Below are 21,883 nucleotides of genomic sequence, written 5' to 3' on the forward strand. Positions count from 1 at the left end.
TTGCGTGCCGAGAGCCTCGACGGCCACGTCAGTTTACCCCCGACACTCCGCCAAGCCTTTCACCTGCCCCGAATCCGTCTGGTTTTCGTCACTCAACCAGCGTTCGAACCCTGCGCCAATCGCCGGCCATTCCGAATCGATGATCGAATACCAGGCGGTGTCGCGGTTCTGCCCCTTGACCACCATATGCTGGCGGAAGACGCCTTCGAAGCTGAACCCCAGGCGCTCGGCGGCGTACTTGGAGCGGGCGTTGCCGTTGTTGCATTTCCATTCAAGGCGCCGATAGCCGAGGGCGAACGACTCTTTGGCCAGCAGATAGACGGCCTCGGTGCTCTTGGGTGAGCGTTGCATCGGCGCGCCGAAGGTCACGTGGCCAATTTCGATGCGGCCCTGGGCCGGGACGATCGACATCAGGCTGAGGATGCCTTGCACCTCGCCACTGGCGCGGTCGATCACGCTGAAGAAGTACGGATCGCTGCTGGCGGCGTGGTTGTTCAGCCAGTCGTTGAATGCGCTGCGTTGCGGGAAAGGACCGTAAGGCAGGTAGTCCCACAGTTTCGGATCTCTGCCTGGACCTTGCAGGGTGTTGAACAAGTCGTCGCCGTGGCGCGCCGGGTCGAGTTTTTCCAGGCGGATGAAACGCCCTTCGATCAATTGGACTGTCGGGGCCGGGACGCCTTTCCAGTCGGCGAGTGAAGTCGACATGCTGTTCTCCTTGAACCTTAAATGGCTTTGCGAAACTGGATGAAACCCGGACGCTCGGCGATGCGCTCGTAGAGCTGGATCGCGGTGGCGTTGGTTTCGTGGGTCAGCCAATGCACCTTGTTGCAACCGTCGGCCTTGGCCGTGGCGTAGACGAATTCGATCAGCTGGCGGCCAACGCCGGTGCCACGGGTTTCAGGTGCTACCAGCAAATCCTGCAGGTAGCAGGCGTTTTCAATGCTCCAGTTGGAACGATGGTAGATGAAATGCACCATGCCCACCGCTTTGCCGTCAACCCAGGCGAGGGCGGCATGGGTGGGTTCGTTCGGGTCGAGCATGCGCTGCCAGGTACTTTGGCTGACGGTCTCTGGCAGTTCGGTGTTGTAGAAGCGCAGGTAGGCCTGCCACAGCGGCAGCCACGCGGCGTGGTCGTCGGCGCTGACCTGGCGGATGTCGATCTGACTCATGTTCATTCCTTAGGGCATCAAGTGGGCGAGGGCTTGGTCGTGTGCGTCCGGGCTGGCAGCCAGCCCTTCGCGCACGCCGGCGATGTCGGCGGCGTTGCGGTTCTGGCTGAGCTTGCGTTTGCCTTCCAGACGCTGGATCGGCAGGGCGAAACCGACAATGGCCTTGAGCATGCCGTCGATGTAATCGGCGGGGGCATCGGCGACTTTCCACGGTTGCGCGCGACCGGCTTCATGGCGATCGGTCAAGGCGCTGACCAGTGCGCGCAGGCGATCGGCATCGGTGAACACTTCAGCACTGCCATAGGCATGCACGGCCACGTAGTTCCAGGTCGGCACGACTTTGCCGTCCGAGGCTTTGCTCGGGTAAAACCCGGGGCTCACATAGGCATCGGCGCCGGCAAAAATGACCAGGGCTTCGGCGCCGTCCTGCAGTTCCTTCCACTGCGGGTTGGCCTTGGAAAAATGGCCATACAGAGTACCGTTCGGACCTTCGTCGGTGTTCAGCAGCAAGGGCAGATGACTGGCTTGCAGGCCTTGTTCGCCATGGGTAACCAGCAGGGCGAGGCGGGTGCCGAGGATCTGTTGCTGCAGTTCATGCAAATCTTCGAGGGCAAAAGCGCGGGGCGTATACATGGAAATATTCCTTGGCAGATGCCTGCATCCTAGGCAGGCTATTGGTCTGTTGTAAGAGCCATTAACGACAAATTTCATAGGTCCATTGTCATGACGGATGCGCCGCTGTCCTTGTCCTTCAACCCGGCGGGTATCGAACTCGACCGCCGCCAGGGCTTGAGTCGCCAGCTCTATCAGGCCTTGCGGGTACGAGTGCTCGACGGGCGACTGGCCAGCGGTACGCGATTGCCGGCGAGTCGGGATCTGGCGGCGGCCCTGGCGATTTCCCGTAACAGCGTGGTGCGGGCCTACGATCAGCTCTACGCCGAAGGGTTTATTGAAGGACGGGTGGGTGACGGGACCTATGTCGCGCAATTACCGCAAGCACCGTTGCCGGGCAAGAAAACCGCGCCGAAACGTCCGCCGGACGCCTCTACCAAGGGCCTGGAGATACCTGTGGTGGCGGCCGAAAAAGTCATTCACAGCGGCGCATTGGCGCGGCTTGAAAATAACCATTTGCCGACGCCTCCGAGCGGTCCGCCGCGGGCCTTTCGGGTCGGCGTGCCGGCATTCGATCTGTTTCCGTTCGAGGTGTGGGCCAAGCTGAATGCGGCGTTCTGGCGCAAACCGGATCTGCAGCAGCTGTGTTATGGCGCGCCGCAAGGTGATGCGCGATTGCGCGGGATGATCGCGGCGTATTTGCGCAGTTCTCGCGGCATGCAGTGCACGGCGGAGCAAATCGTCGTGACCAGTGGCGCGCAACAGGGGATCAGCCTGTGTGCGCAGTTGCTGGTGGAACCGGGGGACGGGGTGGCGATTGAAAACCCGGGGTATCGGGCGGCCGGTCATGCGTTTGCGGTGGCCGGTGGGCAATTGCACGGTGTCGCGGTGGACAGCGAAGGCATTGACTGCAGCGAACTGGCGCGCCTGGGTGATTGTCGTCTGGCTTACGTAACGCCGTCGCATCAATACCCCACGGGCGTGGTGATGAGTCTGGCGCGACGCCTGGAATTGCTGGCCTGGGCCGAGCGTAGCCAAGGCTGGATCGTCGAGGACGATTATGACGGCGAGTACCGTTACAGCGGCGCACCGCTGGCGCCGTTGGCCGCGCTCGATCGTCACGGGCGGGTGCTGTATGTCGGTACGTTCGGCAAAGTGGCCTTTCCCGCCCTGCGCCTGGGCTATTTGGTGCTGCCGCCGGCATTGGTCGAGGCGTTTGCCCAACGGCGGGCGGTGGATGTCCGGCATTCCGAGGTGAGCACCCAGGCGGTGATGGCCGAGTTCATGGCCGCCGGGCATTTTCAGCGTCACGTGCGGCGTATGCGGCGTGCCGCGTTGAGCCGCCGCAACACGCTATTGGCCAATTGGCCCGCGGATATTTCGGGTGTCGGTCACCTGCCGAGCGTGGCAGCCGGATTGCACTTGACGGTGGCGGTCGACACTCAAGCCCGCGAACGAGAACTGATAGAGGCTGCGGCCAGCGTCGATGTCGAGATCAATGGCCTGAGCAGCTACTGGCTGCCGGATTCGAAAAACACGCCGGATCAACGCGCCGGGCTGGTATTGGGGTTTGCCGCGGTGCCGGAGGAGGCGATCGGCGCGGCACTCGAACGATTGAAAAAGATCTGGCGTGAATGAGGCCAGGACTCGCTGAACTTGCGAGTCCTGGCAGGCACGGTCGCCGCTCAGGAACCCGAAGCTGGTTGATTATTCCTCGACAAGAACAAATCATCCGCCAGTTTCGGGCTGATTTCGCTGCGATAAACAGCGATCAACTCGTGATTGGAGACAAGCGTGCGCTTATCCAATGCACCGCCGAGCTTGCGTTGGGATTCGGTTTTCAGGTGGGCGGCGGTGTAGGTTTTGGGCGCGGTGTCCGGGCCCGAATAGTGAAAGTGGGCGTACCAAAGGGCCTTTGCAGTGTCATGTTCACGTATCTCGTATTCTTCGAGATAGTCGTTTTTATGCCCCTTGAGTCGACGCCGACCGGGTGTCTTGACGATGGTTATCAGTTTCTTGCTCATCAGCCATTCAACGCGAGCCGCGGTGGGGGGCTGTTCCTTGGTCATGCGGATTCGGGCCAGGCGACCTTTATCAAAGAGCTCGGTCGCACGCTCGGTGAGCTGTTTGGCCAGTAGTGCGGCTGACGCCGGCCCTTCGTCAGTCGCATTTTTATCGGTGAGGGCGTCTTCGATCGTATCGGCCGCTTTTTGCAGGCGACCGGCTTGCTGGTGAAACATTTCCTCGATTTCCGTGGGATTGCGTCCCGCCACCTTCGAGTGACCCTCGGTTCGGCGGATGAACGACTGCAATTGATCCACCAGCATCTGTCCCTTCTGGACGCTGGTTTGCAGATCAGGTCGTACCTGAGCAGGTGCCTGCTCTGGCGCAGGCTCATGCTCGACCCAGACGCCGGGTGTTTTCTCATGGAATGTCGCGATGACCTTGTCGGTCAGTGGGGATGTCACGTCGACCCATTCGGTGTTGTCTCCCGCCGTGCGCACACGAGGTTTGCCGACCACCGTTCCTTTGTAACGGGTCTTGATGATGCGTTTCGAGACGGGGGCAGGGCGCGAAGGGCCCGGTGTCGGTTCGAGTGACTTGCGCTCATGCAGAAGGTCAGCGAGGTGTTTCACGCTGTGCTCCTTGAATGTTTCGATCCGCTGGCGCATGAGGTCCAGGGGTGTTTGCAGCAACTGCCGCGGATATTCGCCAGGCAGGTCGAGTATCCGCAGGTCGAGGATTGCGAACTGTTCCACCAACTCACTGAAGCCGTCGATCCGCTCAGGCAAGGGCAGTGCATCGTCCTGTTCGACGAGGTCCAGCGAAGACTGGATCGTCAGGCCCACATCTTCGACAAGTTGTCCCATGGCTTGTCGGGCTGGCGCCGTGTCCACCGCGGCGCTGTCACTCAGGCAGAGTTCCTGGGCAAGGCTGATCTGGAACAGTTTGAGATCCTTCAGCGCGAAATGGGGCAGTGCTGCCTGGCCCTCTCGGGCCATTTCGGCCGCTTCCTTGCCCAGCCGTTTCAGCTCTTCGATGCGTGCCTGGGCAAGCTCGATCTTGTCGATAAAGCCTTGGGTCAGATCACTGGTGAGCTGGTGGGTCTGGCGGGGCGTCTGTGTGCCGTCACCCGGCTCGTTGTCCAGCAGCGCGAGGGATCGACGCATGTGTTCGCCAAATACATGGTTTTGTTGAGTGAACCACTTCTGCGTCAGATATAGCTGATGACCCAGGTAGTCGACCAGGACCGCACGGTAGTTGGGGATCGATTCAATGCTGTTGTAAGTCTTGAGCCGTTCGGTGAAAGTGCCGAACTCGGCCAATTGCGCATCCAGTGTTTCGATCAGGCGTTGCCGATTTGGGTCGGCCACGTCGGTGGCGGGTGCCTTCACTGCCTTTTGCGCGGCATCGAGTTCCTCCGCCAGCTGGGCTTTGCGACTTTCAAACGTTGTCAGTTGTAGTTTGAGCGTGGCCTTGCGTTGCTGGTTTTCCAGTGCGAGCGCTTTTCGGCTGCGGCCTCCGCCGCGCAGTCGCAAGCGCGTATCGATGAACCATTGTCCCTGTGCGGAATGAGTCAGCAGCGGACCGCTGCGTGACGGTGTCATGCGCGAGTCGATGATTTGCACATCGCCATCGTCGTTGAGCCAGACCTCGAACCAGCGCTGGCCGACCTGGGCATACCACTTTTGCTGGTGCGGGCTTAGATAGCGGTAGGGGCCGGGTTCGTTCGACGGGTTTTCTAGCCCGGAGGGCTTGGCGATGGCCAGCCGGTCCAGCACGGACGCCAGGCTCGATTGCGACAAAATGCCCAAGGTATGCAAGGGTGTCGGGTGGTTGTCGGGCAGGTGGTGAGCGACGATATCGGGCGTTTGCGTCATGGTGATGGTCGCGACCGGTTTTTCGAGCGCTGGCGCGGCTTTCTCAAGGTGCGGGACGCGTGGTTTGTTGCGCGTGGCGGCGTGGTGCGCCAGGACCATGCCCAGGGTCAGAAACAGGTCGGTCAGCGCGGCCCATTCATGCTCGGAATCATTCGCTTGCGAAGCTTCACTCGCCTCGTCCAGATCGTCCATGATCTGCCAGATCCAGGCGGCAGTTGCAGCCGTACGCCCGAGAAAGGGCAACGTCACATTGAACAGCATCCAGGCCGCTTGCTTGAGGGTAGCCCAGCGGCTTTGCGCGTTGGACACCGACTGCCGGTCGGCCAGGGTGATCAAGGCGTTGGCGTTGACGGTAAACAGTACCGGCAAGGCGGGTTGCGGCACCGGCGCCGAACCCAGGGTCACTGCGCCCATCATCCCCAGCACCGAGGTTGGCTCGACTAGCCATTGGGACAACGTCCAAACGGAGGGCAACTCGCCGGGGAACACGTACTGCGAGTAGTTAAAGCGAACGTCATCCGCTAACCAGGCCAGGACCGACTGGCGCAACGACCTGTTGTGCTTGATGGCGTACAGCAGGTTCGCTTCGCCGGGGTATTGCAACATTGGATAATCGAGCAGTGGCCGATACAGCAGGCACGGCCCTTTTTCAGCTTGTCGCGGCCCGATCACGAACATGTTGGCGACTTCGTCAGCCTTGCCATCAGTCTGCCCGCCTGGAATAAAAGTCAGTGGACGGATGATGATTTCCAGACCTTCGACATAACGATCCGCCGCACTCTCCTGCAAGGCCGCGACGACATAGCGATAACCCAGGTCATCGATGCCGGCTTCGCCACGGATCTTCGATTGCAGCGTTTGCATCGGTAGCTGAATGCGCAGGTCATCGGCGTAGAGTTGCTGGCGCCGGGTCATTTCCTTCGGGTCGTCGAGCAATGTGCGCTTGATCAGCCTGGGGTAGGTTTCGCCGATGTTCACGGAGCTCACCAGGCTGTCCAGATAGGCCGGCGTCAACCATGGTGCAACTGCTGAGCCGTCGCTGTACTGCACGGTTTTTTCACCCCAGGGCAGGGCTGTCAGGTTCTGTAAAGCCAGATCGACGAGTGTCAGCGTGACGGTTTCGGTCTTGCCCGGCACCGCGAATGTCCCGAGGATCACAGGGCGAGTGCTGCTGATTTCAACGTCTTCCAGGCGCGGCATGGAGGCTTGCGGATGATCCTTTGTCATCTGGTCTCGCAAGGCCTCCAGGGTAAAATCGCGCAGCGGAGCAATGCCATCGAAAGACGTCTTCCCGGCATGCTGCTCGCGTAACAACGCCAGGTCCATCAAGTGTCGACTGTAGCGAGTGAGGTCTACCGTCGAGGCATCGAGCAGCCAGTCGTGTAAATGACGCTGTATCTGGCTGAAACGCGTGGGATGCTGTAGCACGAGCTTTTCGAAATCACCGGCCGCTGCTGCGATCCGTGGGGCCAGCATCGATACCGCCTGCTCATTGAGCGAGCCGATGGCCTGGATTTCCAGTGCGATCAACGCACAGGCCTGCTGGTGGAAAAAATCGCCCGTGGGTTGGTAAAGGCGCCACTGCAGCTGTTGAGCATTTGCCGATGAAGTGACGCGCCCGCGAAGGGCTTCGCCCAATGCCGCCAACGAGTCGTAGTGACCGAATCCCTCGGCGATCGAATGAGTAACGACCAGCGTGCGTTCCCCCAGCGTGCCGACAATGACGGCGGTATCCAGCAGCCGCCGGTGTTCGCTGCGCTGTTGATCGAGCTCGTCGAGGTCGATCAGGCAGGCGCGTGTCTGGTACTTGTCGTGGGCCTGGCGATCGGCCTGTTGCGGGTAGTCGTAGACGGTAAGGGCCAGGGCCCGTTGGTCTTCGTCCCAGTCATCGGGTTTGTCGTCGTTCCAGAGGCTGTGCAGGGCTTCGCTGATTTGATGCCAGCGAGGCTTGTCGGGGGCGATGGCTTCATTCCAGTAGTCCAGTTGTTGCTCCTGATAGGCCACGAAGAACGACCGGGCCAGGCGATTGAGCAGGCAGCCGATGGCATCGATCTTTACCGGTAACTTGATACTCGGCTCGACGCCCGGTTGCCGGGTCAGGAAGTGTTCCCCGTCGATGTAAGTGGCTGTCGCGCCGGACAAGGCGAGCCGTACCAGGGCGTCAGTCAGGGATTCGAACCGGCTGCTGCCGGGCAAGACCTGGTTGTCGGTGATGGTCCAGACGGGCGTAGCCACCATGGTCAGGTTCGGATCGATGTGCAGTTGCGGATACTCGATATCGAGGGCGGTGCGTATCGAGGTCGAAGCGACTTCCCTGATCGAAGGGCCGGTCACCAGTTGAGTCAGTATGTCGTCGGGATTGCTGGAGGGCGTGTCGGGCATGGCCGTTTCCTGTGTCCGGTGAAGCGCTGACGGGACAGCGCGGGGTTCGGGCAAGGTAGAGGGCCGGCGGGAGCGGGAGGTGGTAGATAGTTATCGCGGGTAAAAAAGAAGTGCCTGTGGGGGCTGGCTTTTCGGGTCGCCGCATCGCAGCGATGGCGGCCTTATAGCCTACCCGTCGTTCACGGATGTACCCGATCTACTGTAGGAGCCAGGCTTGCCGGCGAAGGCGGCCTCATAGCCAACCAGTTGCTCCCGGATGTACCTGATCTACTGTAGGAGCGAGCCTGCTCGCGATGGAGGTCAACGATGACGCGGGGAGCCTGACACCCCGTGGTGCTCTCAGGTTTTTCGCGAGCATGCTCGCTCCTACAGGGCCCGCCGCGATGGGCCATCGTTGGTAGAGGCGCCGATTGAGTCACAGGTTGACCGACAGGCTCAGGGCGTGATGGGCAAAGAAGATCAAAAGCAACAGCAACAGCCAAAGCGAGGCGGCCGACCGACCGACCGGCCTGGTCGGGAGCCGTGCGCATTTCACTCGCTGGCTCCCACAGGAATCTGCGTTTCGTTCAGTTCCCTACGTGTCGTTTCAAGTCCCCGACTTGATCTTGGTCCAGGCCCGGGTGCGTGCGCGTTCGGCATCGCGCGGCAGCGGTTGCAGGGTGTAGAGGGTGCCCATGGCCGTTTCGGTCGGATAGAGATTCGGGTTGTTGCGAATCGCCGGGTCGACCAATTCCGTGGCGTCCTTGTTCGGGTTCGGATAACCCACGAAGTCACTGACCGGTGCGATCACCTGGGGTTGCAGCAGGTAGTTGATGAAGGTGTAGGCGTCTTGCGGGTTCTTCGCGCCTTTGGGAATCGCGAGCATGTCGAACCAGATGGGCGCACCTTCCTTGGGCAGGCGCATGTCGACGACCACACCGTTCTTGGCTTCCTTGGCGCGGTTGGCGGCCTGGGAGAAACTGCCGGAGTATCCGACGGCGACGCAGATGTCACCGTTGGCGATGTCGGCCATGTACTTGGAGGAGTGAAAGTAGGTGATATGCGGACGGATCTTCATCAGCAGCGCTTCAGCCTTGTCGTAGTCCGCAGGCTTTTTGCTGTTGGGGTCCAGGCCAAGGTGTTGCAGGGCCAGGGGCAGGATCTCCGAAGGCGAGTCGAGCAGGGCGACGCCGCACTGCTTGAGCTTGCTGATGTTCTCTTCCTTGAAGATCAGGTCCCAACTGTCCACCGGCGCATTGTCACCGAGCACGGCCTTGACCTTGTCCGGGTTGAAGCCGATCAGGATGGTGCCGTACATGTACGGGACGGCGAACTGGTTACCCGGGTCGTTGGTCTCGATCAGCTTCATCAGCTTGGGATCGAGGTGGTTCCAGTTCGGCAGCTTGCTGCGATCCAGTGGCTGGAACACACCGGCTTCGATCTGCTTGGCCAGGAACACGTTGGACGGCACCACCACGTCGTAGCCGGAGTTGCCGGTCAACAGCTTGGCTTCCAGCGCTTCGTTGGTGTCGAAGATGTCATAGACCAGTTTGGTCTGGGTGTTCTGGACCTTGAAATCTTCCAGGGCCTTGGGGGTGATGTAGTCGAACCAGTTGTAGACGCGCAACGTTCGTTCTTCTGCGTGAGCGCCGCTACCGAGCACCGTGGCGCACAGGGCAGGAACGATAAACCGCTTGAGATTTTTCATTGTTTTGCGATTCCTTGTTAAGCGTTTTCAAAGCCTTCAAGAACGTTGACGGCGTTGATGCCGATCTCTTCTACCGCGTAACCGCCTTCCATCACGAACAGTGTCGGAACGCCGAGCCTGGCGATGCGTCTGCCCATGGCCAGGTAGTCGGGGCTGTCGAGCTTGAATTGGGAGATCGGGTCGTCCTTGAACGTATCCACGCCCAGGGAGACGACGACGATGTCGGCGCCATAGGTTTCAATCTCGTTGCAGGCCTGCTCCAGCGCAGCGCTCCAGGCATCCCAACCACTGCCGGCGGGCAAAGGATAGTTGAAGTTGAACCCTTCACCGGTGCCTTCGCCGCGCTCGTCCTCATAGCCGAGGAAGAACGGGAACTCGGCTTCCGGGTGGCCATGGATCGAGGTGAACAGCACGTCGCTGCGATCGTAGAAAATCGACTGGGTGCCGTTGCCGTGGTGGTAGTCGACATCGAGAATCGCGACCTTCTTTTGGCCCTGATCGAGAAAGGCCTGGGCGGCGATCGCAGCGTTGTTGAGGTAGCAATAGCCACCCATCAAATCGCTGGCGGCGTGGTGCCCCGGTGGCCGGCACAGGGCGAAGGCACTGCGGGCACCGCGCTGGATTTCTGCTTGAGCGGTGAGTGCGACTTGCGCCGCACTGTACGCTGCTTGCCAGGTACCGGCGGTGATCGGCGCGCCGCCGTCGAAGCTGTAGTAGCCCAGTTCGCCGTGCAAGCTGGTGGGCTTGACGCGACGCAAGGTGCGGGCCGGCCAGGTGTAGGGCAGCAAGTCACCGTCAGTGTTGAATTCGGTCCAGCGTGCCCAGGCACCTTTAAAGAAGTCGAGGTAGTCGCGGCTGTGGATGCGCTCGATCGGCCCCAGGCCAAAATCCTTCGGCGCTTCTACGGGGCCCAGATTCTGCTTTTGCACACGTGACAGCACATGATCGGCACGCGAAGGCATTTCAAAGCAGGGCTTGAGTTGCCCGTCGATGAGTTCGCAACGGCCGTGGTGCAGGTGGTGATCGTCCGAGTAGATCGTCAGCATTTTGTTGTTCTCCGCAGGCGGGTTCGGTTGCACACAGTCTTGCGGCGCGGACGATTTCGGAGAACGGCAGGCAAGGCCAAAAGGGGATTAATGTGGCCAAAATATTTGACCGAAATTCGTCCCCCTGGATGATGCGAATGTTGTTCGCTTTAGGTTGGGGGGCTGCAGGTGCATGTTTGGATTGGGTGTATATCCGTTGCTGCGGTCACGGCCACCTGGGGTTTCGCCCTTACGGCGAGTCACTTGGAAGAGCCCCAAGTAACCAAGGGCTCTTGCCCCTGGCGTTCGGTGCCTCGCTGTGGCTCGGCATGCCCTCGCTCCGGTCCTGCTCCGTGGGCCCGCCGCGATGGGCCATCCTTGGCCCAGCGCGGCTAACCCGGCATCCATGCCGGGTTGCCCACTGCGCAGAACCTCCACTCGGCCTCTCGATGTGGCAAGAAAATCAAAAGCCAAATCAAAAGCAACAGCCAAAGCGAGGCGGCCTGACAGCCGACCTGATGGCAGGTCTGTCCGCGATCCCATTGTGGGAGCGAGCTTGCTCGCGATGGACTTCCAGACAACGCGTTCATCCAGACAGGGCGCGTAATCGTTGACGTCCATCGCGAGCAGGCTCGCTCCCACAGGGGATTGGGGGATATCTGCAAAAATCAGGCCGGCTGTCAGGCCGCCTCGCTTTGGCTTTAGATTTGGGCGCCCCGTTAAACCACGATGGCCGAACGCAGGCATTGCGCAGTGGGTAAACCGGCAGGACGCCGGTTTAGCCGCGCTGGGCCAAGGATGGCCCATCGCGGCGACCCACGGAGCAATGCCGGAGTGAGGGCATGCCGAGCCTATGCGAGGCACCGAGTGGTGGGGCAAAGCCTTTTGCTTACTTTTCGGCGTTTGGAAAAGTGAGTCGCCGTAAGGGCGAAACCATAAGTGGCCGTTACCGCAGCAATGGATATCCCCCCAATCCAGTTCTTGGCCTTTTGCTCTTCAGGGCCGGAACTGGCTCGGCGCCACACCACTCCAGCGCACAAACGCATGGCGGAAACTCGCGGTCTCGCTGAAACCCAATGCTTCGGCGATACGGTAGATCGGCATCTGGTCTTCACAAAGCAACAGCTTGGCCTGCTCGAATCTGAGCTCATCGAGCAATTCCTGATAGCTGCAGCCCAGATCCTTGAGATGCCGACGCAACGTGCGTGCTGAACAATTCATCTGCTCGGCCAATCCTTCGAGCCCCGGTGCCGCATGCAATTGTGCACCGAGCAACTGACGGATCCGCCCCAGCCAGGCCTGGCGCCCGGTAAACTCGGTATTCTGCTTGCGGCAACGCTCGGTCATGGCCTGGTGGGTGATGACATCGGCGAGTGGCAAGGGTTGGTCGAGCCATCGCTTGTCGAACGCGAAGGCGTTGTCTTGCGCCCCGAAATGCAGGGGGCAGTTGAAGTGATCGTAATAGGACGCTTCATAGTCGGGCGCGGCATGCTCGAAGCGTGCAGCCAACAGCGGCAGTGGGTGACCGAGCAGGTCGTCGCAGGTGACCTTCAGCGACACCAGGCAGAACTCGGCGTTGAACGCCGCCAGCGCCGGATTCTCCCGGTAATCGGCGGCGACAAACCAGACGCGCTCGTCGTCCTCTTCCAGGCTCAGTTCGAAAAGTGTTCCCAACAGCGCCGGATAACGCATTGCCAAGCGCAATGCGTCACCGAAGGTGGCACTGGTGAGCAGGGCGTAGCCGAGCATGCCGTAGGACGAAACGTGCATGCGTCGACCCAGTTCCAGGCCGATATCGCGCTTGAGGGCGACGGCGTTGGCGCAGACCTGCATCTCTTGATTGGTGGTGATGCGCGTGTCCGCACGGCATAAATCCGCGGCGCTGATGCCACTGCCGGCGAGCAAGGTGTCGCTGGGCAGGCCTTCGGCCTTGAAGGTGTTGAGCACCAGGGAAACGGCGTTGAGGGTGGTGAGGTGGGAGTGGAGCATGCTCGATTCCGGTGTCGGGGTGCCAGAACCGAGCAACTTGTGTGCCGGTTTGCCTCAGGGGACCTTAATGACCACTGAGCAACGAAGCTGCGCCGGCACCGCCGAACAGTCCGGCACTGACCCGGTTGAACCAGCTCTGGCCCTTGCCACTGCGCAGATACCGCGCCGCGCCATGAGCGCCGAGGCCGTAGGCCAGCTTGCACAGCAGGTCCAGTACAGTCCAGGTGGCGATCATCACCAGCAGTTGCGGCAGGAACGGTTGCCCGGCGCTCAAAAATTGCGGCAGAAACGCGGCGAAGAACAGGATGTCCTTCGGATTGCTCGCGCCCAGCATGAAGGCGCGCCCGAATAGAGCGCGAAAGCGTGGCACCGCTGCGGCCTGAGGCACTTCGGCCCCGTGGGACGGTTGGCGCGACTGCTGCCAGCTCTGCCAGGCGAGGTAGAACAGGTACAGCGCGCCGACGATTTTCAGTGCGCTGAACAACTGTTCCGATGCCAGCAGCAGGGCGCCCAGGCCCAGCGCCGAAGCACTCAACAGGCAGATCGAGGCAATCACGCCACCGAGAAACGCCGGGTAAGAACGGACCAGGCCGTAATTCAAACTGTTGCTGATCATCAGCAAAGACAGTGGCCCCGGGATCAGGATCACCACCAGCGCAGCGCCGCTGAACAGCAGCCAGGTTTCCAGACTCATCACTTTCCTCCATTTGCACAAAAGCCTCACCCGACGGGGTGAGGCTGGTTTCAAGCGCGTACCGTCGAGCGTTACAGGAAGATGAACTTGGCAATGAAAATTGCGCAGAGCACCCACAGACTGACGGAAATTTCCTTGTACTTACCAGTGCCGGCCTTCAGCGCCACGTAGGTGATGAAGCCCAGCGCGATGCCGTCAGCGACCGAGAAGGTCAGGGGCATCATGATTGCCGTGACGATCGCCGGAATGCTGTCGGTCGCCTCGTCCCATTCGATGTGGGCCATGCCGCCCATCATCAGCATGGCCACATAGATCAGCGCACCGGCCGTTGCATAGGCGGGGATCATCCCGGCCAGCGGAGCGAAGAACATGGCCGCAATAAATAACACACCTACGGTCACTGCGGTAAGACCAGTCCGACCACCTGCTGCCACGCCCGCGGCACTTTCCACGTAGCTGGTGACGGGTGGAACGCCGACGACCGCACCAAAAACACTGGAAGCACTGTCGGCTTTCATGGCACGGGAGAGGTTTTCGATCCGACCGTCAGCGCCCACCAGGTTGGCGCGCTGGGCCACACCCATCAAGGTGCCGGCGGTGTCGAACATGTGCACGAAGAGGAAGGCCAGCACCACGCTGATCATGCTGACGTTGAACACGCCGGCAACGTTCATGGCCATCCAGGTCGGGGCCAGGCTCGGCGGGGCCGACATGATGCCCTCATAGTGCACCAGGCCCAGGCCCCAACCGGCCAGGGTCACGGTGATGATGCTGATGAGGATCGCGCCGAACACCTTATGGTAGCTGAGGATGGCGATCATCAGGAAGCACACGGCGGCGAGCAGCGGGCCAGGCTCGCGCAGGGAACCGAGCTTGATCAACGTGGCCGGGCTATCGACGACGATGCCCGCGGTTTTCAAGCCGATCAGCCCGAGGAACAGGCCTACGCCAGCGCCCATGGCGTAGCGCAAGCTGACGGGGATGCTGTTGAGCAGCCATTCGCGGATTCGCGAGAAGGTCAGGATCATGAACAACACGCCGGACACGAACACCGCACCCAGCGCGGTTTCCCAGTTGTAACCCATGGTGCCGACCACGGTGTAGGTGAAGAAAGCGTTCAGGCCCATGCCCGGTGCCAGGCCGACCGGCCAGTTGGCGTACAGGCCCATCAACAGGCAGCCCAGGGCGGCGGCAATGCAGGTAGCGACGAACGCCGCGCCATGGTCGATCCCGGCGTCCGCCATGATGTTGGGGTTGACGAAGATGATGTAGGCCATGGTGATGAAGGTTGTCAGACCGGCAATCAACTCGGTCTTCACCGTGGTGCCATGCAAGCTGAGTTTAAAGATGCGCTCCAGCCAGCCATTGCGTAAAGGCGGCGAGAGATCCAGCGTCGATGCTTCGGATTTGCGGCTTTCCACAGCGAGGTACTCCTCAAGAGTTTTATTGTTATTTCCAGGGCCGGACCCATGAGGGTGGCAGCGGCCCTTTGAGGCACTTGCGAATTTGTTGACCGTTAGGTCAGGAACTCGCACGAAGTGGATTATGCTTTTGTATACAAATAAAGCAAATAATGTTTTTGATTTTGTAGACGAAAAGTTTGGCAATAGGGATATATCGCCTGATAGGACGCCATCGCGAGCAAGCTCGCTCCCACAGGGGAATGCGATCAATTGTGGGAGCGAGCCTGCTCGCGAAGGCGATAGATCGATCAATGCAAATCTGAAAGAAGGCTCATTCAGCCGCAGGATGACTTTTCCCAAGCGCCTGATTCACCGCCAACCACCCATTCACCGCGGTCTCCCCGGCCTCGGCAAACACCCGCTCGAGCAATTTCACCTGCTCACGACGCAGCGACTGTTCAAAGCGCGCACCATCGTCGGTCAATTCCAGCAGCCGCTTACGCTTGTCGGTCTCGGACGCCACGCTGTTGACCAGATGCATTTCCAGCAACTGACGCAACGGCATGTTCAGTGCCTGTTTGCTCACCCCGAGTAACGCCAGCAACTCCTTGACGCTGAGGTTGGGGTAACGGGCGATGAAAAACACGATGCGCTGATGCACGCGACTCAAGCCGCGCCGCTCGAGCATTTCATCGGCCTTGGCGGTGAAGGCCTGGTAGCCGAAGAAAAACGCTTCCATGGCCTGCTGCTGGGAAATCGGGTTTTTAAGGTCAATCATGTTGACGTATCCGTTCGCGCTGTCGTAATTTCGGTCAACAAGTTTGACTCATTTTCCTCTGGCCTCGCTACCGGTGACCCCCATGGCTTTTTCCGAACGTGTCTCGCGCCTTAAAAGTTCTTTGATCCGTGAAATCCTCGCTGCCGCCCAGCGTCCGCAAGTGATGTCGTTCGCCGGAGGCTTGCCGGCCGAAGCCATGCTGCCGAAGGTCGAATGGGCCCAGATGCCGGTGTCCATGGGCCAATACGGCATGAGTGAAGGCGAACCGGCCTTGCGCGAAGCCCTGGCGGCACAGGCGCGAGCGCTGGGTGTGCCATGCGAGGCGAATCAGGTGTTGGTGGTCAGTGGTTCCCAGCAAACCCTCGATCTGGCAGCCAAGCTCTATATCGACAAAGGCACCGAGATTCTGCTTGAGGCTCCGACCTACCTGGCGGCGCTGCAGATCTTCCAGCTGTTCGGTGCCCATTGCCTGACCGTGCCGCTGCAAGCCGATGGCCCGGACCTTGCGCAACTGCGCGCGCGCCTGGAAGCACATCGCCCGGCGTTCATCTACCTGATCCCGACCTTCCAGAATCCGTCGGCGGTGCGTTACAGCGAAGCCAAGCGCGAGGCGGTCGCGGCACTGCTGGATGAGTTTGGCGTGACCCTGATTGAAGACGAGCCCTACCGTGAATTGACCTTTGATGGCGCCAGCGCCCAACCGATTGCCGGACGCCTGAAAAAAGCCAGCTGGATCTACACCGGCACGGTGTCGAAAACCTTGCTGCCGGGTCTGCGCGTGGGTTATCTGATCGCCAGTGCGGACCTGTTCCCGCACCTGCTCAAGCTCAAGCAGTCGGCGGACTTGCATACCAATCGGGTCGGCCAGTGGCAAGCGCTGCAATGGATCGGCAGCGAGCCCTACCAGCAGCACCTGAGTGAATTGCGTGGGTTTTACCGGGTGCGCCGTGACGCATTCCAGGCAGCGCTGCAAACGCATTTTGCCGATCTGGCGGATTGGAATGTGCCCCAGGGCGGGCTGTTTTTCTGGCTGACGCTCAAGCAACCGCTGGACACCCGTACGTTGCTCAATGCGGCATTGGCCAACGATGTGGCGTTCATGCCGGGTGAGCCGTTCTTCCCTGAGCCGGACAATCATCATGGGCATTTGCGGCTGAATTTCAGCCACATTGACCCGGTGCGACTGGAAGAAGGGCTCAAGCGGTTGGCGGCGGTGGTGCGGCAAGCCCAGGCGGCGCAAGCGGCGTGAGGGGAGGGCAGAAATGAATAAACCGGCCAATCGGCCGGTTTATTTTTGTTCGGGATTTGCGGTGGTTGTGCCGGCATCTTCGCGAGCAGGCTCGCTCCCACATTGGATCTGTGCAACTAGTTCCCTGTGGGAGCGAGCCTGCTCGCGAAAGCGTCAGTCAGAACACCGCAAAAAATCAGGCTGCCGCGAATCGCTTATCCAGATAATCAATGATCACCTTGGACTCATACATCCAGGTGGTCTGGCCATTCTCTACGATACGCAGGCAAGGCACCTTGATCTTGCCGCCGTGCTCGAGCAGGGCCTGGCGATCCTGTTCGTTGTTTTTCGCGTCGCGCAAGGCCACCGGTACGTTCAGGCGGCTCAGGGTGCGGCGGGTTTTCACACAGAACGGGCAGGCATGGAACTGATACAGGGTCAGGTCCCTGGCGGCAGCTTCGACCTGGGCCTGAGCGGCGGCAGGGCGCTGCTTCTTGCCTGGACGGGTGATGAAGTCGATGAAGATGATCAGTTGGCCAAGGCCGACACGAAGCGCTTTTACGAACACGTTGAAAGCCTCACGGTGCTAATGAGAAAGGCGCGCAGCTTACCTGATTTTTCCCGGACGAAAAAAAACCGGCGATGAATGCCGGTTCTCTTCGTGCGGCGAATTACTTGATCAAGCTGAGAAACTCGCTGCGAGTCGCGGCGTTTTCACGGAACTCGCCGAGCATCACCGAGGTGATCATCGACGAATTCTGCTTTTCCACACCGCGCATCATCATGCACATGTGCTTGGCCTCGATCACCACGGCAACGCCCAGGGCGCCGGTGACCTGCTGGACTGCATCGGCAATCTGGCGGCTGAGGTTTTCCTGGATCTGCAGGCGGCGGGCGTACATATCGACGATCCGCGCGACCTTCGACAAGCCCAGCACCTTGCCACTCGGGATGTAGGCCACGTGGGCCTTGCCGATGAACGGCAGCAGGTGGTGTTCGCACAACGAGTACAACTCGATGTCCTTGACCAGCACCATCTCGCTGTTGTCGGAGCTGAACAAGGCACCGTTGGTGACTTCTTCCAGCGTCTGTTCATAACCGCGGCAGAGGTACTGCATGGCTTTGGCGGCACGTTTTGGCGTGTCGAGCAGGCCCTCGCGGGAGGGATCCTCGCCCAGTTGGCCAAGGATCGCGGTGTAATTCTGTTCCAGGGACATGAAACTACCTGTGGGATTTTACGCAAAGGGCAAGGGTACGGTGACGGACACGACGCTGCAAGCGCGGCGCATCAGGTTTACTCGTCGCGGCCTTCCATCATGGTTCGCTTGAGCATCACATAAACGGCTCCGGCACCGCCATGTCTGGCTTGGCACGAGGTGAAGCCAAGTACCTGCGGATGCTGACGCAGCCAAGTGTTGACGTGGCTTTTGATCATCGGCCGCTTGCCATCCAGGCGCACGGCTTTGCCGTGGGTGACGCGTACGCAGCGGATTTCAAACTTGGTCGCTTCAGCCAGGAATGCCCAGAGGGTTTCCCGGGCTTTTTCCACGTTCATGCCGTGCAAGTCAAGGCTGCCTTCGAACGGAATCTGTCCGATCTTGAGCTTGCGCATCTGACTTTCCTGCACGCCGTCGCGCGCCCACATCAGTTCGTCTTCCGGGCCGACGTCGATGACGAACTGATCGGACAGCCCGTCAACAGTGGTGGCATCGGTGCGCACGGTGGCGGCCTGGCGCAACTTGGCGATGTGCGCGCGGTCTGCCTTGGGTTTGCCGGTTTCGGCGCGATCGTGCTTGATCGGCTTGACGCCTTGGATCGCACTTTTGAACAGGGAAAAATCGTCGTCTTGCATGTCAGCCTCCGCGAAGGGCGGCCAGTTTACCCAACTCGAAGCGAATCGGGCGCGAGAAAACGCGCGGCATTGGGCTGCGACTCGGGCTTAGTCGTGTTTTTTCATCAGGTGCGGGGAAATGTTCAGCGCGTTCGACTGGCGCGAGCGGCGGCGGCAGCGACGCCACAACCATATGCCGAGGTACAGCACGAACAGGCCTATGACCAGGATCACGGCCGCACCCGCCCGGTTGGTGTTCAACTCGCCCAGGGCGGGAGCGTGGCCGAACAGGCTGGCGGCACCGGCCATCGCCAGCAGCACGCCGCTGGTCGCCAGCAAGGCAGCGAATGCTGCGCCGATTCGAAAACGCCAGTTGCTTTGGCCTTTGGGCCGCAAGCGGCGAGCGTCAAAACCATCGGATAACTTCATTCCGACCTTCCTCAATGGGTATCGGCCCTTCGACCGGAAGTTGACCGGGATGTTCCTGAGGCTAAGACATTTACGGCATATGAGAGGCTTTTGCGGATGAGCGGCGGCATGCACCGCTCATGAACCGCCGATCAGACCAGGTCGTTGGTCAGGGCGAGGGCGGCAAAGTTGTCCGCCATGATCGCCATTTCGGTCTGCTGGACATGCTCGGCGCTCAGGACGCCGCCTTTGTATGGCAGATCACGGGTGGCGCAGGCGTCTTCGACTAGGGTGCAACGGAAACCCAGGTTCTTGGCCGCCCGCACGGTGGTACTGACACTGGAATGGCTCATGAAACCGCACACCACCAGATCCACCGAGCCCAGCTCTTCCAGACGTTTTTTCAGGTCCGTGCCATGGAACGCACTTGGCAGGATTTTTTCGATCTTGATTTCGCCGGCCAGCGGCTCCAGCCCTGGAATGAACTGGCCGCGTTCGCCGCGTGGGTCGAACAGCCCACCGACGGTGCCGAGATGGCTGACATGCACGATCGGCCGGCCCGCCGCACGGGCAGCAGTCACCAATTGCTTGATGTTCGCGACCGCCGCATCCATGCCGCTCAGGGACAGGGGACCGCTGAGGTACTCTTTCTGGGCATCGATAATGATCAGGGTCGCATGACTCAGTTTGGCCGCTGCATAACCGCGGCCGCTGAGTTGAAACATCGTTTGTGGAACGGACATTCTGGGGCTCCTTCGAGTGGGGCTTTTGCGACATTGTCCTCTGGCTGAGCGCTTCTGTGAATCGCTACTATCGTAGGCACCGTCGTTACTGGCGTGCAGCGTTGTCAAGTATGGAGTTTTGTTCAATAGCCAATGAAAAAACCAGAAGATTCCTACATTTGCCCCGGTATTTTTCCTGCGTCGTCGTGACGCCGTTTGACTGGTAGAATCGCCCGTCGATTTTTCTGGAGTTTACCGTCGTGATCACTTCCCGCCTTCGTACCCTGCGTGACCATATCCGTTGGGCCGTCAGCCGCTTCCATGGGGAGGATCTGTTTTTCGGCCATGGGACCGACAACGCCTGGGACGAAGCCCGTCAACTGGTGTTGGGTGCGCTGCACTTGCCGTGGGAAATCGCCGACAGTTACCTGGACTGCAATCTGGAAGAAGACGAACTGGCCCACCTGCAGCACCTGCTCAAGCGCCGGATCGAAGAACGCGTGCCGACCGCTTACCTGCTGGGTGAAGCCTGGTTCTGCGGCTTGTCGTTTATCGTCGATGAGCGCGTGCTGATCCCGCGCTCACCGATTGGCGAACTGATCGAAAACCGTTTCACACCCTGGCTGGGCACCGAGCCTGCGCGGATTCTCGACCTGTGCACGGGCTCCGGCTGCATCGGTATCGCCTGCGCCTATGAGTTCCAGAACGCTGAAGTGGTGCTGGCCGACCTGTCGTTCGAAGCGCTGGAGGTGGCGAACCAGAACATCGAGCGCCACGGCGTCGACGAGCGTGTCTATACCGTACAGGGCGATGGTTTCGATGGCTTGCCGGGGCAGCGTTTCGACCTGATCGTGTCGAACCCGCCCTACGTGGATGCCGAGGACTTCGCCGACATGCCGGATGAATACCAGCACGAGCCGGAACTGGGCCTGGCCTGCGGCGATGACGGCTTGAACCTGGTGCGGCGCATGCTTGCCGAGGCCGCGGATCACCTGACCGAGAAGGGCCTGCTGATTGTCGAGGTGGGTAACAGCCAGGTGCATGTCGAGGCCTTGTACCCGCAAGTCGATTTCGCCTGGCTGGACTTCGAGCGCGGCGGGCATGGCGTGTTCATGTTGACGGCCGAGCAGTGCCGGGATCATCAGGCATTGTTCGCGTCCCGCGTTTAAGCGTCAAAAGCTTCGCGAGCAGGCTCGCTCCCACAGGGGATTTGTGAACGACGCAGATCCAATGTGGGAGCGAGCCTGCTCGCGAATAGCCGCACCTGGGTTTCAAGCCTTCAACGGTGCGTTGCAATCCAGATCAACAACCCCGCCTGAAACACCGCAAACGCCACCAAACACGTAATGGTGAACCGCAAACCGGCATCCTCACGCTTGTATTTGCTGACCTTCTCTTCGTGTTTCTTGAGCTTGACCTCCTGCTCGGCCAGATTCTGCTCGGCTTGCTGGAGCATCTGCGCCGCCTCGAGAACCTCCACGACCTGTACTTTCTCGGGGTTCCAGTCACCCGCCAAGTCGCCGACCCTGACCTCTTGGACGCTGCCTTTCAAATGCTGGGCATCGGCATAGACCACGTCGAAACCGTGCACCCGCAAAAAGTGATCGCGGCGCAGGCGCGTGTCTTCGTTCAGCGCGTCCTTGTTGTTGAGGTCGGTGCCGTCGATGGTGTAGCCAGGCCATCTTTTCTTCGCCCAGTTGATGCCCTGGGCGGCCATGAAGCGGCCGATGCCGCGGTTCAGCGGTTCGATTTGCAGGCCGCTGTCAGGTGCGAAATGCACGCGTTTTTCGGCGTGATCGACCCACACGTCCAGATGATTCTGTTCCTTGCGCACCCGCTGGCCGGGCAGGGTGATGCGCATGCGCATCAGGCTGCGAACCTTGTCGTTGCGCTCGGCATAACCGAACTCGACAAAGCGCAGGGGCCGACCACCGGTACTGCGGTCGGTCTGCAGCGGCGCCAGACGGAGCATCTTGTTGTGCTCGACGTCGACATCCGCCCAGGGCATCTCGACCGCTGGCGGTGCGTCTATTTCAGCGGTGGTGTCGGGTGAAGTCTGGGTATCAGTCATAAC

The 21,883-nt window shown here is 60.4% G+C and carries 19 protein-coding genes; 3 read left to right on the plus strand and 16 right to left on the minus strand.

Annotation, left to right across the window (positions count from 1 at the left end; translation table 11 throughout):
- Positions 1-33: 33 nt before the first annotated feature.
- From ACA054_RS10495 to ACA054_RS10505, 3 genes are read right to left on the minus strand one after another with little or no spacing between them, the layout of a single operon-like run.
- Positions 34-705 carry a GNAT family N-acetyltransferase gene (locus ACA054_RS10495; protein WP_497689320.1) on the minus strand — a complete coding sequence of 224 codons (672 nt, stop codon included), beginning with the start codon at positions 703-705 and terminating at the stop codon, positions 34-36.
- Positions 706-722: 17 nt separating this feature from the next.
- Entirely contained in the window at positions 723-1,169 is a 447-nt protein-coding gene (locus ACA054_RS10500) for a GNAT family N-acetyltransferase (protein WP_497689321.1), read from the minus strand.
- Between the two features lie 9 nt (positions 1,170-1,178).
- Positions 1,179-1,802, minus strand: coding sequence for an FMN-binding negative transcriptional regulator (locus ACA054_RS10505; protein WP_497689322.1), 624 nt, complete (start codon positions 1,800-1,802; stop codon positions 1,179-1,181).
- A gap of 90 nt (positions 1,803-1,892) precedes the next feature.
- Between ACA054_RS10505 and pdxR the strand changes: the two genes are divergently transcribed.
- A complete protein-coding gene (gene pdxR, locus ACA054_RS10510; RefSeq protein ID WP_497689323.1) occupies positions 1,893-3,419 on the plus strand; it encodes a MocR-like pyridoxine biosynthesis transcription factor PdxR in 1,527 nt (508 codons plus the stop codon).
- A gap of 47 nt (positions 3,420-3,466) precedes the next feature.
- On the opposite strand, the gene ACA054_RS10515 is transcribed toward pdxR, so the two are convergent.
- The 7 genes from ACA054_RS10515 to ACA054_RS10545 all read right to left on the minus strand — a co-directional run bounded on the left by ACA054_RS10515 (position 3,467) and on the right by ACA054_RS10545 (position 15,620).
- Entirely contained in the window at positions 3,467-8,044 is a 4,578-nt protein-coding gene (locus ACA054_RS10515; RefSeq protein ID WP_497689324.1) for a hypothetical protein, read from the minus strand.
- A gap of 586 nt (positions 8,045-8,630) precedes the next feature.
- A complete protein-coding gene (locus ACA054_RS10520) occupies positions 8,631-9,731 on the minus strand; it encodes a polyamine ABC transporter substrate-binding protein (protein ID WP_497689325.1) in 1,101 nt (366 codons plus the stop codon).
- A 17-nt stretch (positions 9,732-9,748) separates the two neighbouring features.
- Positions 9,749-10,777 carry a histone deacetylase family protein gene (locus ACA054_RS10525; protein ID WP_497689326.1) on the minus strand — a complete coding sequence of 343 codons (1,029 nt, stop codon included), beginning with the start codon at positions 10,775-10,777 and terminating at the stop codon, positions 9,749-9,751.
- A 975-nt stretch (positions 10,778-11,752) separates the two neighbouring features.
- A complete protein-coding gene (locus ACA054_RS10530; RefSeq protein WP_497689327.1) occupies positions 11,753-12,745 on the minus strand; it encodes an AraC family transcriptional regulator in 993 nt (330 codons plus the stop codon).
- Positions 12,746-12,809: 64 nt separating this feature from the next.
- On the minus strand, positions 12,810-13,439 hold the full coding sequence (locus ACA054_RS10535) for a LysE family translocator (protein WP_497689328.1): 630 nt from the start codon (positions 13,437-13,439) through the stop codon (positions 12,810-12,812).
- Positions 13,440-13,510: 71 nt separating this feature from the next.
- A complete protein-coding gene (locus ACA054_RS10540; RefSeq protein ID WP_033044696.1) occupies positions 13,511-14,860 on the minus strand; it encodes an NCS2 family permease in 1,350 nt (449 codons plus the stop codon).
- A gap of 313 nt (positions 14,861-15,173) precedes the next feature.
- On the minus strand, positions 15,174-15,620 hold the full coding sequence (locus tag ACA054_RS10545; protein ID WP_497689329.1) for a MarR family winged helix-turn-helix transcriptional regulator: 447 nt from the start codon (positions 15,618-15,620) through the stop codon (positions 15,174-15,176).
- An 82-nt stretch (positions 15,621-15,702) separates the two neighbouring features.
- Between ACA054_RS10545 and ACA054_RS10550 the strand changes: the two genes are divergently transcribed.
- Complete coding sequence (locus ACA054_RS10550) at positions 15,703-16,869, plus strand: aminotransferase-like domain-containing protein (RefSeq protein WP_497689330.1); 1,167 nt, start codon at positions 15,703-15,705, stop codon at positions 16,867-16,869.
- A gap of 175 nt (positions 16,870-17,044) precedes the next feature.
- Here the strand turns inward: ACA054_RS10550 and ACA054_RS10555 are convergent, their stop codons facing one another.
- The 5 genes from ACA054_RS10555 to ACA054_RS10575 form a co-directional block, all read right to left on the minus strand.
- Complete coding sequence (locus ACA054_RS10555) at positions 17,045-17,416, minus strand: glutathione S-transferase N-terminal domain-containing protein (protein ID WP_497689331.1); 372 nt, start codon at positions 17,414-17,416, stop codon at positions 17,045-17,047.
- A gap of 103 nt (positions 17,417-17,519) precedes the next feature.
- On the minus strand, positions 17,520-18,065 hold the full coding sequence (folE, locus tag ACA054_RS10560) for a GTP cyclohydrolase I FolE (protein ID WP_046815589.1): 546 nt from the start codon (positions 18,063-18,065) through the stop codon (positions 17,520-17,522).
- 77 nt (positions 18,066-18,142) lie between these two features.
- A complete protein-coding gene (locus ACA054_RS10565) occupies positions 18,143-18,700 on the minus strand; it encodes a Smr/MutS family protein (RefSeq protein ID WP_497689332.1) in 558 nt (185 codons plus the stop codon).
- Positions 18,701-18,787: 87 nt separating this feature from the next.
- A complete protein-coding gene (locus ACA054_RS10570) occupies positions 18,788-19,108 on the minus strand; it encodes a hypothetical protein (protein WP_008057273.1) in 321 nt (106 codons plus the stop codon).
- Positions 19,109-19,239: 131 nt separating this feature from the next.
- The gene (locus tag ACA054_RS10575) at positions 19,240-19,830 is read right to left on the minus strand and encodes a cysteine hydrolase family protein (RefSeq protein WP_497689333.1); all 591 of its coding nucleotides are present in this window, start codon (positions 19,828-19,830) and stop codon (positions 19,240-19,242) included.
- Positions 19,831-20,069: 239 nt separating this feature from the next.
- Here ACA054_RS10575 and prmB point away from each other — a divergent pair, with 239 nt between their 5' ends.
- On the plus strand, positions 20,070-20,978 hold the full coding sequence (prmB, locus tag ACA054_RS10580; protein ID WP_497689334.1) for a 50S ribosomal protein L3 N(5)-glutamine methyltransferase: 909 nt from the start codon (positions 20,070-20,072) through the stop codon (positions 20,976-20,978).
- Positions 20,979-21,088: 110 nt separating this feature from the next.
- Here prmB and ACA054_RS10585 read toward each other — a convergent pair whose 3' ends face one another.
- Positions 21,089-21,880 (minus strand): hypothetical protein, encoded by a 792-nt coding sequence (locus ACA054_RS10585; RefSeq protein WP_497689335.1) that lies wholly within the window; start codon positions 21,878-21,880, stop codon positions 21,089-21,091.
- Between the last annotated feature and the right edge of the window lie 3 nt (positions 21,881-21,883).

It is taken from the genome of Pseudomonas sp. LBUM1653 (genome assembly GCF_059716115.1).

What these genes read in the sequence shown, in the direction of transcription:
- ACA054_RS10495 (WP_497689320.1), bottom strand. Translation starts at nt 705, where the DNA reads ATGTCGACTTCACTCGCCGACTGGAAAGGCGTCCCGGCCCCGACAGTC.
- ACA054_RS10500 (WP_497689321.1), bottom strand. Translation starts at nt 1,169, where the DNA reads ATGAGTCAGATCGACATCCGCCAGGTCAGCGCCGACGACCACGCCGCG.
- ACA054_RS10505 (WP_497689322.1), bottom strand. Translation starts at nt 1,802, where the DNA reads ATGTATACGCCCCGCGCTTTTGCCCTCGAAGATTTGCATGAACTGCAG.
- pdxR (WP_497689323.1), top strand. Translation starts at nt 1,893, where the DNA reads ATGACGGATGCGCCGCTGTCCTTGTCCTTCAACCCGGCGGGTATCGAA.
- ACA054_RS10515 (WP_497689324.1), bottom strand. Translation starts at nt 8,044, where the DNA reads ATGCCCGACACGCCCTCCAGCAATCCCGACGACATACTGACTCAACTG.
- ACA054_RS10520 (WP_497689325.1), bottom strand. Translation starts at nt 9,731, where the DNA reads ATGAAAAATCTCAAGCGGTTTATCGTTCCTGCCCTGTGCGCCACGGTG.
- ACA054_RS10525 (WP_497689326.1), bottom strand. Translation starts at nt 10,777, where the DNA reads ATGCTGACGATCTACTCGGACGATCACCACCTGCACCACGGCCGTTGC.
- ACA054_RS10530 (WP_497689327.1), bottom strand. Translation starts at nt 12,745, where the DNA reads ATGCTCCACTCCCACCTCACCACCCTCAACGCCGTTTCCCTGGTGCTC.
- ACA054_RS10535 (WP_497689328.1), bottom strand. Translation starts at nt 13,439, where the DNA reads ATGAGTCTGGAAACCTGGCTGCTGTTCAGCGGCGCTGCGCTGGTGGTG.
- ACA054_RS10545 (WP_497689329.1), bottom strand. Translation starts at nt 15,620, where the DNA reads ATGATTGACCTTAAAAACCCGATTTCCCAGCAGCAGGCCATGGAAGCG.
- ACA054_RS10550 (WP_497689330.1), top strand. Translation starts at nt 15,703, where the DNA reads ATGGCTTTTTCCGAACGTGTCTCGCGCCTTAAAAGTTCTTTGATCCGT.
- folE (WP_046815589.1), bottom strand. Translation starts at nt 18,065, where the DNA reads ATGTCCCTGGAACAGAATTACACCGCGATCCTTGGCCAACTGGGCGAG.
- ACA054_RS10565 (WP_497689332.1), bottom strand. Translation starts at nt 18,700, where the DNA reads ATGCAAGACGACGATTTTTCCCTGTTCAAAAGTGCGATCCAAGGCGTC.
- ACA054_RS10570 (WP_008057273.1), bottom strand. Translation starts at nt 19,108, where the DNA reads ATGAAGTTATCCGATGGTTTTGACGCTCGCCGCTTGCGGCCCAAAGGC.
- ACA054_RS10575 (WP_497689333.1), bottom strand. Translation starts at nt 19,830, where the DNA reads ATGTCCGTTCCACAAACGATGTTTCAACTCAGCGGCCGCGGTTATGCA.
- ACA054_RS10585 (WP_497689335.1), bottom strand. Translation starts at nt 21,880, where the DNA reads ATGACTGATACCCAGACTTCACCCGACACCACCGCTGAAATAGACGCA.